This window comes from Neomesorhizobium albiziae (genome assembly GCF_900114255.1).
GTDB lineage: Bacteria > Pseudomonadota > Alphaproteobacteria > Rhizobiales > Rhizobiaceae > Neomesorhizobium > Neomesorhizobium albiziae.
Genome location: NZ_FOSL01000002.1, coordinates 150,703 through 160,192 on the forward strand (window position 1 = coordinate 150,703; position 9,490 = coordinate 160,192).

The window sequence follows — 9,490 nt, forward strand, 5'->3', positions numbered from 1 at the left end:
AGTGTTTGCTGTTCACGTTTTGATCTGTCACGGCAGGCCGAATCGGCTATGCTTGAGCAATGAACGATATTTTCTCCATCCTCGCCGAACCGGTTGCCCGCCTTGGCGCCACTACTGTCACGCTCGGCCAGATGCTGGGTTTCATCGCTGTCTTGTTCGTGACCTTGCTGGTGGCGCTGGTCGTGGCGCTGTGGCGCGCCGCCAAGGCGCGCGCGGTTGCCGCCACTGAGGCCGCCGACCACGCCCGCGACACCGAAGCCCGCATGGCCGGCATCCTGCAATCGCAAGCCGAGATGCAGGGGCGACTGGGTGCGGTCGCCGAAGTGTTCGGCGCGCGCCAGGCCGAGCTGACGCAATCGATCGGCCAGCGCCTCGACGCCATGACCGGCCGCCTCGGCCAGACGATGAGCGAGCAGACGCGCTCCACCCATGAAAGCCTCGCGAAACTGCAGGAGCGGCTTGCCGTCATCGACACGGCGCAGACCAACATCCAGTCGCTTGCCGGGCAGGTGGTGCAGTTGCAGGCGATCCTTTCCAACAAGCAGACGCGCGGCGCCTTCGGCCAGTCGCGCATGGAAGCGATCGTCGCCGACGGCCTGCCGCACGGCGCCTACGAATTCCAGGCGACACTGTCCAACGGCAGCCGGCCGGACTGCCTGGTCAAGATGCCCAACGACACGCCCTCGCTGGTGGTCGACGCCAAGTTTCCGCTGGAAGCGTGGAACGCCATCCGCGCCGCAGAAGGCGAGGCCGCGCAGAAACTTGCCGCACAGGCGTTTCGCCGCGATGTCGAAATCCACATCCGCGACATCGCCGACAAATATCTGATCTCCGGCGAGACCCAGGACACGGCGTTCATGTTCGTACCGTCGGAATCCGTCTTCGCCGAGATCCACGAAAATTTCGAAGCCATCGTCCAGCGGGCGCACCGGGCCCGCATCGTCATCGTGTCGCCGTCGCTTTTGATGCTGTCGATCCAGGTCATCCAGGCGATCCTGAAGGATGCCCGCATGCGCGAGCAGGCGCATCTGATCCAGGGCGAGGTCGTGCGCCTGATGGAGGACGTCTCGCGCCTCGACGAGCGGGTGCGCAAATTGCAGAACCATTTCGGCCAGGCGTCGCGGGATATCGACGACATCCTCGTCTCGTCGTCCAAGGTCACCAAGCGCGGCCAGAAGATCGAGGCGCTGGAGTTCGGCGCCGCGCATCCGGAGGGCGAGGATCCGCAGCGAGGCGCCGCCGCGAAGATCGAGACGGTGCGCGCAGCCGACTCCAAGACCGGGCAGTTACGGCTGCGAGTTGTGGAAGAAACCGAATAGCACAGCGGCAATGCTGGCGGTGGTCAGCCGCATCCCTCTCAGCCGGGTTCGCCCAACGGTTTCTGCAGCAACCTTCCAGGCTGCCGTTCGGCCATAGCTGCACTCTTGATCACGCGACTACACAAGGCCATCACGTTGCACACATGGGAACGTGTTTGGCCTGTGATCGCCCGCTTTCCTACGCTCCGGACACGCGAACGGGCAGAGCGTCTCGTCGCGTCAACCACTCAAGTCTGGGAGGACCTAGCATGAGGACGATCATCACCGCCGCGTTTGCCGTCATTGCCCTCGGCGGCATTGCCTATGCCGGCGAAATGGAAGGAACAGTAAAGGAAGTCGACAAGGAAAAACACATGATCATGCTGGAAGACGGCATGTCGGTCACCACCAACATGGACGTGAAGCTCGATGGCATCATGGCTGGCGACAAGGTCAAGATCACCACAGACGACAACAAGATGGGCACCAAGGTCGAGAAGATGTAATTCGTCTCACCACACCGGCCGGCTTTCGCTGTTGCGGAAGCCGGCCTTTTCGTCTGGACGGCGCAGCAAATGCCTCTTGAACCGGCGAATTTATTGGGCATGATTCGTTTCGCCAATCGGAGGAACGAATCATGGCAAAAGGTGCGATGAAACCGAACAAAGAGGCCAAAAAGCCGAAGAAGGATGCCAAGAAGCCCGCAGCGGCTGCCAAGGCGGCTCCTGCTGCGGCGGCAAAGAAGGCGAAGTAACGCCGGCGGCCTCAAACACAAGCAGTCTCGTCCGGTCGCGAGACTTGCGACCGGATTTTTTATTGAACGGCCGGCCACCTGTCCCATATATCAGGCGCAAGGACGGCCTTGCGTTTCCCAACATCCGGCCGGGACGACCCGCCAAGAAAGCGAGTCTCATCATGGCCTGGATTTATCTCTTTTTCGCGGGCGTCTTTGAAATCGGCTGGGCGATCGGCCTGAAATATACCGCCGGCTTCACCCGTCTCACGCCGACCCTGCTTACCGTGGCGAGCATGATCGTCAGCCTTGGCCTGCTCGGTCTGGCGCTGAAGACGCTGCCGGTCGGCACCGCCTATGCCATCTGGACGGGCATCGGCACGGTCGGCACCGCGCTCCTCGGCATCTGGCTGCTCGGCGAACCGGCAACCGCGGCGCGGCTTGCCTGCATCGCGCTCATCGTTTCGGGCATCGTCGGGCTGAAACTGGTCGCCTGAAACGCCAAAAACACCGCGGCCGACTGGCAGCGGTGTTCCAATTCGAAAATCATTGACCTGGAACGGCGGTTACTTGCCGCCGAAACCCGGAGGTACGCGGCCGACACGCGCCTTGCGGGCTGCGTAACGCGCATCGCGCTTGGCCTTGCGCTCGGCCTCGTCGGCCAGCAGGCGCGAGATGCGCTCGTTTTCCTCGGCTTCGCGCTGCTTGGCTTCGGCCTGCGCGGCTTCCTCGGCGGCGATCCGCGCGGCTTCCGCGGCGGCTTCGCGCTCGGCGCGCTCTTTCGCTTCGCGGGCAAGCCGCTCCTGCTTCTGCTTCAGCTTCTCGGCTTCGCGGATCGCGCGCGCCTCGAGGATCGCCTTGCGTTCAGCCTGCTTGGCCAGCACGGCCGGATCGTCCGCCGCAGGCTTGGCCTTGAATTTTTCGAGCATTGCCCGCTTCGCTTCGTTCGCCGCACCGCGGCGTTCGAAAATGTCTTTTTCCCTGTAGATAGCCAAATCTCAATTTCCCTAGAGTCATATCGCGACGCTTACATACGCGCGGAAGCCAAGAGTTCAAGCGCCAAATCAGCACAGCTGCCATGATTTCAAGTGCTGTTGCGATCCGGAAACGCCGGCAAGCACCCCGGCAAGACCGAAATCGATATGCACTGTTCACAGGCTGGCATCTGGAAGCCGCCTCTTGTCGACGCTACCTGTAGCGCCAACCACCAATCAGGACGAAACAATGGAACTCGGCCTCTACACTTTCGCCGACGTCAGCCCGATGCCAGGAGCCGACGCGATCGACCCGCACCGGCGGCTGCGCAACCTGATCGAGGAAATCGAACTCGCCGACCAGATCGGCCTCGACGTCTTCGGCCTCGGCGAGCATCACCGCCCGGACTATGCCGCTTCCGCGCCGGTCGTGGCCCTCGCGGCGGCCGCCGAACGCACCAGCCGCATCAAGCTCACCAGCGCCGTCACCGTGCTTTCTTCGGACGACCCGGTGCGCGTCTTCCAGCAGTTCGCCACGCTCGACCTGTTGTCCGGCGGCCGCGCCGAGATCATGGCCGGGCGCGGCTCTTTCATCGAGTCGTTCCCGCTGTTCGGCTACAACCTTGAGGACTATGACGAGCTCTTCGCCGAAAAGCTCGACCTGCTTCTGGCGCTGAACGAGAGCGAGCGCGTCACCTGGTCAGGCAATCACCGCGCCGCGATCAACGACCGCGGCGTCTACCCCCGCCCCTATCGCGGCAAGCTGCCTATCTGGATCGCTGTCGGCGGAACGCCGCAATCCGTGGCCCGCGCCGGCGCGCTCGGCCTGCCGCTGGCGCTCGCCATCATCGGAGGCGAGCCGGCCCGTTTCGCGCCGCTCTTCGACCTCTACCGCGAGGCCGCCAGGCGCAGCGGCCAGGATCCGCAAAAACTGGCGACCAGCATCAACGTCCACGGCTTCGTCGCCGAAACCACCGACAAGGCGGCCGACGATTTCTACGGACCGCAGGCCGAGGTGATGAACCGCATCGGCCGCGAACGCGGCTGGGGGCCGACTAACCGTGCCCATTTCGACCAGGCGCGGTCGCCGCGCGGCGCGTTGTTCGTCGGCGATCCGGAAACCGTGGCCGAAAAGATCGTCGCGCAGCACAAGATTTTCGGGAACGACCGCTTCCTCCTGCAAATGGCGATCGGCACCATGCCGCACGACAAGGTCATGAAGGCGATCGAACTCTACGGCACCAAGGTCGCTCCGATCGTGCGCAAGGAAACCGCGGCTCCGGCAGTCGCGGCGCAGTAATGCGCCGCCAGCCGGTGCATTAGAGTAAAGCAGCGTTCGCTACTCTTCACGTCCGGCGTCTGGTTTGCGTGAGCGTCGGCGCGTTCCTATATCGGGCGGGCAAGCCCTGGAGCCCGCCAATGATCCCCCTTTCCGTACTCGACCTGTCGCCGGTGACCGAAGGCAGCGACGTCAGCCAGTCGCTCCGGAACACGCTCGACCTGGCGCGCCATGCCGAACGCCTCGGCTACAAACGCTACTGGCTTGCCGAACATCACAACATGCCGGGCATCGCAAGCGCCGCCACGTCTGTGGTCATCGCGCATGTCGCCGGCGGCACCTCGACCATCCGCGTCGGCGCCGGCGGCATCATGCTGCCCAACCATGCGCCGCTGGTGATCGCCGAACAGTTCGGCACGCTCAACGCCCTCCATCCCGGCCGCATCGACCTCGGCCTTGGCCGCGCGCCCGGCACCGACATGGGCACGGCACGCGCACTTCGCCGCAATATGGACGCCGGCGTCGACAGCTTCCCGCAGGATGTGGTCGAGCTGATCAACTATTTCCGCGCCGCCGAACCCGGCCAGCGGCTGCGCGCCGTGCCTGGCGAAGGACAGGACGTGCCGGTCTGGATCCTCGGCTCCTCAACCTACGGCGCCCAGCTTGCCGCCATGCTCGGCCTGCCCTACGCTTTCGCCTCGCATTTCGCGCCGGCCGAGCTGGAACATGCCATCGACATCTATCGCTCGCGCTTCCAGCCGTCGGAACAACTCGACGAGCCCTATGTAATGCTCGGCCTCAACGTCTTTGCGGCGGAGACCGACGCCGAGGCGAAGCTTTTGTTCACCTCGCTACAGCAGGCCTTCGTCAATCTGCGCATCGGCCGGCCCGGCAAGCTGCCCCTGCCGGTCGAAAACTACGACGAGCAGATCGACACATCGGCCAAGGTGATGCTGGAGCATGCGCTCTCCTGCGCCGTCGTCGGCTCGCCGGAAACCGTGCGCCGCGGGCTCGACGCCTTCATCCGCCGCACCGGCGCCGACGAGTTGATGATCACCGCGCAGATCCACGATCATGCGGCGCGGCTGCGCTCCTTCGAGATCCTCGCCAACGTGCATCGGGAGCTGGTGGCGGCGGCCTGATCTTCCCTCGCCCCGTTTACGGGAAGAAGGGAAACTACCGCATCGCTTCCACCAGCCCCTTGTCGGGAAAACATGTCGCCGCCTCGCCGTTCTTGGCCTGCCAGGCGCCGATCGAGCGGCGGGTCTTGAAGCCGGGCAGCCCGTCGGCGCCGCCGACATCGTAGCCGCGCTTTTCCAGCCCGCGCTGCAGGGCGGCGACATCGGAACGGTAGAGGCCGCCAACCTTGCCCCATGTTCCGGCGAAATCCCTGTCGCCATGCGCGATGCGGTCGGCGCCGTGGCCGATGAACAGCGCGTAGAGATCGCTCTCATTATACTCTTTCAGAACGTAGAAATTCGGTGTCACGATGAAGGCTGGGCCGCTGCGTCCGGCCGGCATCAGCAGGAAGCCTTCGGCGCGCGCCTCGCTTGCCGGAAACGGCTTGCCGTTGACGCGTGAAATCCCCATCGCCGTCCATTCCGAAATGCGCTTGCCCTGGTCCGGCCCTTCCAGCGCACAGGAAACGCCCTCCGGCACCGTCACCTCGAAACCCCAATCGCGCCCCTTCACCCAGCCGTAATCAACGAGATAATTGGCGATGGAAGCCAGCGTGTCCGGCGTCGAGTTCCAGATGTCGGCGCGGCCGTCGCCGTCGAAATCGACGGCATGCTTGAGGAACGAGGTCGGCAGGAATTGTGGCTGTCCGAGCGCACCGGCCCAGGACGATTTCATCGCCTGAGGACTCGCCAGTCCCCGCTCGACCATCTCGAGCGCGGCAAGCAGTTCGGTGCGGAACATGTCCTTGCGGGTTGCAAGAAACGCCTTTGTGCCAAGCACCTCGAAAGCGTCGTAGGGGATTTTTGCCGTGCCGAAGCCGGACTCGCGTCCCCATATCGCCACCACCACATCGCCGGGCACGCCGTAGCGTTTCTCGATGGCGGCAAGCGTCCTGGCATTTTGCGCGGCGCGCGCACGGCCGCCGCCGGTGACAGCGCCGATCTTGCCGAAATAGCTGCCGGGCGAACCGAATTCCGCCTGGTGCTGCTTCTTCGGTGTCGTCGGCTTGGCGCCGGGCATCACGAGGTCCGGCAATTTCAGGTTCGGCTCCACCCCATCGAAAGCAGTGTCGAACGTCTTTTTCGAAATTCCCTTCGATTGCGCTTCCGGCCACAAATCGTTTTCAAGCCAGGTACGGAACTGGTCGTCGATCTTTGCGGCGGAAGCGGGCGCGGCGAGCGCCATCGACAGGCATGCGAGCATGACCAGCGGCAGTGTTCTGTGGCGCCCCCCTCTGTCCTGCCGGACATCTCCCCCACAAGGGGGGAGATTAGATTGAGGCGTTCGTTTCGCCAGTTTCCATAATCGAAGAAGAAGCCGCGAGGTCGAAACTGCCGATCTCCCCCCTTGTGGGGGAGATGTCCGGCAGGACAGAGGGGGGCAACGTAGAGCGGTGCTCATCAAGTATTCCCGTTTCGCAGATAACCTCTAAAACGCGGTCCGCGACTTGAGCGCCGCCGCGAGCGTTCCCTCGTCGAGATAATCGAGTTCGCCGCCCACCGGCACCCCATGCGCCAGCCGCGTCACCTTCACCTCGAAGCCTTCCAGCTGGTCGGTCAGGTAATGCGCCGTGGTCTGGCCCTCGACGGTGGCATTAACCGCCAGGATCACTTCGGCAACACCGCCTTCGGCAACCCGCGCCACCAGTTGCCTGATGTTCAGCTGGTCGGGCCCGATGCCGTCGAGCGGCGACAGCGTGCCGCCGAGCACATGGTAGCGGGCGCTCATGGTGCCGGCCCGCTCAAGCGCCCACAGGTCCGCGACATCCTCGACGACGATCAGGATGGCGCCGTCGCGGCGCGGATCGGTGCAGATCGTGCAGGGGTCGCTGGTGTCGACATTGCCGCAATTCGAGCAGACCCGCACCTTTTCGACGGCCTCGGCCATGGCGCCGGCCAGCGGCGCCATCAGCTGTTCCTTCTTCTTGATCATGTGGAGTGCTGCTCGCCGCGCCGAGCGAGGCCCGAGCCCCGGCACCTTGGCCAGAAGCTGGATCAGACGTTCGATTTCGGGACCGGCGACTCGCTTCGACATCGGTTTGGTTTAGGATTTTTCCGCCGCGAAGGGAATTGCCGGCGCTCCCCGCGGTTACATCAGACGGGATCGCGCCCCCTTGCGTGATCGAATATCCACCGGCGGAAAGCCAGCACCCCCGGCTGCTCCCGGCGTCCAGGGGCGGTCGCCAGCCGATATTGCAGGTCGGAGACGACGCTTTCGGTGAAGCAGCGCATCAGCCGGCCGGCCAGGAGATCGTCGGCCACCAGCGAACTGCGCACCAGGGCAAAACCCAGCCCCTGCCGGCAAGCGTCCAGCATTTCCGTAAAAGTCCGGTAGCTGGGGCCGCCATCGAAATCGATCGCATCCCTGGCATCCCCGCGATCTCCATAGAGTTCGGCGTGCCAGCGGCGCCAGTCGAGCATCGTGTGGCGGGCGCCGTCGTAACGCAGCAATGGCGCGACCAGCATCGCATCCCGTTCCGGCAGGATGCGGAAGATTTCGGGCGCGCAGACCGCGAACTCCTCGTCCGTTGTAAGCTGTTCGGTTCCGTCTTCCGCCACCCCGCTCAACCGGATCGCGACGTCGATATCCTCGTCGGCCAGTCCGGCGCGCCGGTACTGCACCGTCACGCTGACATCGATGTCGGGATGGTTATTGCAAAAGTCGATCAGACGTGGCGCCAGCCATTGCGCCGAAAATTCCGGCGTTGTCGAGATGCGCAGTTTCGGGTTGCCGACCGAACGGCGCGCGCGCTCCAGCGCCCGTTCCAGATCTTCGAGCGCCTGAACGACATCGGGAAGAAGCCCCTGCCCCAGCGCCGTCAGTTCGACGCCGCGACGGTCACGCACGAACAGCCGCCCGCCGATCCACGCTTCGAGCTGTGCGATCTGATGGCTGACGGCTGTCTACGTCACAGCCAGCACGTCGGACGCGACCGTGAAGCTTTTCGCACGCGCCACGGCGACGAAGGCGCGCAATGTCTGCAACGGCGGCAGCATACTGGGCAATGTTTGCATGAAAATTCCTCATGCACAGGCTGACGATTGTTCGTTTTACGTCACTCGATCATGCCAGCAGACTGGTATTCATGGAAGAACTCTGGTCCACGGTCATGAGAAAAATTTCTGGAATTCTGCGTCTGACGCGACGTTTTAAGTGGCGCCGCAAGACGGCCGGTTCGGCTCCGCCGGCCTGGCTCGGCGACGATGTCGGCCTCAAGCACAAGCCGACAAGGCGTTCCTGGCATGACTATCTCTAAGGGAGCGTTGGCAGCTAAGACTGTCAGGTCCCTCGATCCGGCAGTTTCAGTTCCCGCAAGGGTGAGCCGCCGTCGATGAACAATCGCCCGCCGGGGACGAGAGCTGCGGCGATGCGCGGGAGCGCCTTGGCGCCTGCCGAGGGATGGCGTCCGTCGAGCGCGCCGACGCGCACGGCAAATGCGATATCGAATGGCGCCTCGCCCGCTTCGAGGACGAAATCCTCGGCGGCGACGCAGCGCAGGCTGAGCCGGCCGGCAGCGATCAGCTCGGCCGAACCGTCGCGGGCCTGGCCGATGGCCTTTGCCGAGCGATCGATGGCGAGGATATGGCCGTTTCCGATCCTGACTGCCACCGCACGCGCCGCCGCCCCCGGTCCGCAGCCGATCTCGAGCACGCGCATCCCGTCGCGCAGCGGCAGCGCTTCGACGATTTCGGCAAGGCGTGGCGAGAGGTCGGCGCTCACAGCGGCACGTAGTCGATTTCGGTGAAGGCGGCGACTTCCGGCACCCAGCGGTCGCGCACGAAGGCGACATGGTCGGGATGATCGTTGTAGCCGGAATAGGCGGCCTGGTCGGCGAACTCCATCGAGAAGCCGAAGCGATAATCGTTCTTCGGGCTGACCTGGCGCAGCTGTTCGAATTTCTGGACGCCGGGAATGGCTGCGAGCACTTTCGCCGCCGCCAGAAACGCGGTTTCTTCGGAAGATCCCTCCCTATGCCTCAAGCGGAATGCGACGGTGTGCCTGATCATGGTTCCTCGCTGCACGATGG

General features: G+C 64.2%; 12 protein-coding genes and 1 pseudogene. 6 read left to right on the forward strand and 7 right to left on the reverse strand.

Annotation, left to right across the window (positions count from 1 at the left end; translation table 11 throughout):
- Positions 1-59: 59 nt before the first annotated feature.
- From F3H98_RS04285 to sugE, 3 genes are all read left to right on the forward strand, one after another.
- Positions 60-1,319: a DNA recombination protein RmuC gene (locus tag F3H98_RS04285; protein ID WP_149758675.1), complete on the forward strand. Its 1,260-nt coding sequence runs from the start codon at positions 60-62 to the stop codon at positions 1,317-1,319.
- Between the two features lie 248 nt (positions 1,320-1,567).
- Positions 1,568-1,804, forward strand: coding sequence for a DUF1344 domain-containing protein (locus F3H98_RS04290; protein ID WP_188130324.1), 237 nt, complete (start codon positions 1,568-1,570; stop codon positions 1,802-1,804).
- A 409-nt stretch (positions 1,805-2,213) separates the two neighbouring features.
- Positions 2,214-2,528: a quaternary ammonium compound efflux SMR transporter SugE gene (sugE, locus tag F3H98_RS04295; protein ID WP_149758679.1), complete on the forward strand. Its 315-nt coding sequence runs from the start codon at positions 2,214-2,216 to the stop codon at positions 2,526-2,528.
- Positions 2,529-2,597: 69 nt separating this feature from the next.
- Here sugE and F3H98_RS04300 read toward each other — a convergent pair whose 3' ends face one another.
- Entirely contained in the window at positions 2,598-3,026 is a 429-nt protein-coding gene (locus F3H98_RS04300; protein ID WP_149758681.1) for a DUF6481 family protein, read from the reverse strand.
- A 229-nt stretch (positions 3,027-3,255) separates the two neighbouring features.
- On the opposite strand from F3H98_RS04300, the gene F3H98_RS04305 reads away from it, so the two are divergent.
- Together F3H98_RS04305 and F3H98_RS04310 are read left to right on the forward strand one after the other, a co-directional pair.
- On the forward strand, positions 3,256-4,305 hold the full coding sequence (locus F3H98_RS04305) for an LLM class flavin-dependent oxidoreductase (RefSeq protein ID WP_149759288.1): 1,050 nt from the start codon (positions 3,256-3,258) through the stop codon (positions 4,303-4,305).
- A 119-nt stretch (positions 4,306-4,424) separates the two neighbouring features.
- The gene (locus F3H98_RS04310; protein ID WP_149758683.1) at positions 4,425-5,426 is read left to right on the forward strand and encodes an LLM class flavin-dependent oxidoreductase; all 1,002 of its coding nucleotides are present in this window, start codon (positions 4,425-4,427) and stop codon (positions 5,424-5,426) included.
- Between the two features lie 34 nt (positions 5,427-5,460).
- Here F3H98_RS04310 and F3H98_RS04315 read toward each other — a convergent pair whose 3' ends face one another.
- From F3H98_RS04315 to F3H98_RS32270, 4 genes and pseudogenes are all read right to left on the reverse strand, one after another.
- Positions 5,461-6,666: a lytic murein transglycosylase gene (locus F3H98_RS04315; RefSeq protein WP_149758685.1), complete on the reverse strand. Its 1,206-nt coding sequence runs from the start codon at positions 6,664-6,666 to the stop codon at positions 5,461-5,463.
- 225 nt (positions 6,667-6,891) lie between these two features.
- Positions 6,892-7,497 carry a recombination mediator RecR gene (recR, locus tag F3H98_RS04325; RefSeq protein WP_149758687.1) on the reverse strand — a complete coding sequence of 202 codons (606 nt, stop codon included), beginning with the start codon at positions 7,495-7,497 and terminating at the stop codon, positions 6,892-6,894.
- A gap of 59 nt (positions 7,498-7,556) precedes the next feature.
- Positions 7,557-8,285, reverse strand: a complete 729-nt coding sequence (locus tag F3H98_RS04330) for a LysR substrate-binding domain-containing protein (protein ID WP_280177974.1) — start codon at positions 8,283-8,285, stop codon at positions 7,557-7,559.
- Positions 8,280-8,351, reverse strand: a pseudogene (locus F3H98_RS32270) (helix-turn-helix domain-containing protein); the annotation flags it as partial. The pseudogene F3H98_RS32270 and the gene F3H98_RS04330, both read right to left, overlap by 6 nt.
- Positions 8,352-8,488: 137 nt before the next feature.
- Here F3H98_RS32270 and F3H98_RS04335 point away from each other — a divergent pair.
- Complete coding sequence (locus F3H98_RS04335; protein WP_149758691.1) at positions 8,489-8,719, forward strand: hypothetical protein; 231 nt, start codon at positions 8,489-8,491, stop codon at positions 8,717-8,719.
- Positions 8,720-8,742: 23 nt separating this feature from the next.
- On the opposite strand, the gene F3H98_RS04340 is transcribed toward F3H98_RS04335, so the two are convergent.
- Entirely contained in the window at positions 8,743-9,183 is a 441-nt protein-coding gene (locus F3H98_RS04340) for an SAM-dependent methyltransferase (protein WP_149758693.1), read from the reverse strand.
- Positions 9,180-9,470, reverse strand: coding sequence for a Dabb family protein (locus F3H98_RS04345; RefSeq protein ID WP_149758695.1), 291 nt, complete (start codon positions 9,468-9,470; stop codon positions 9,180-9,182). The genes F3H98_RS04340 and F3H98_RS04345 overlap by 4 nt, the downstream gene beginning before the upstream one ends.
- Positions 9,471-9,490 lie beyond the last annotated feature (20 nt).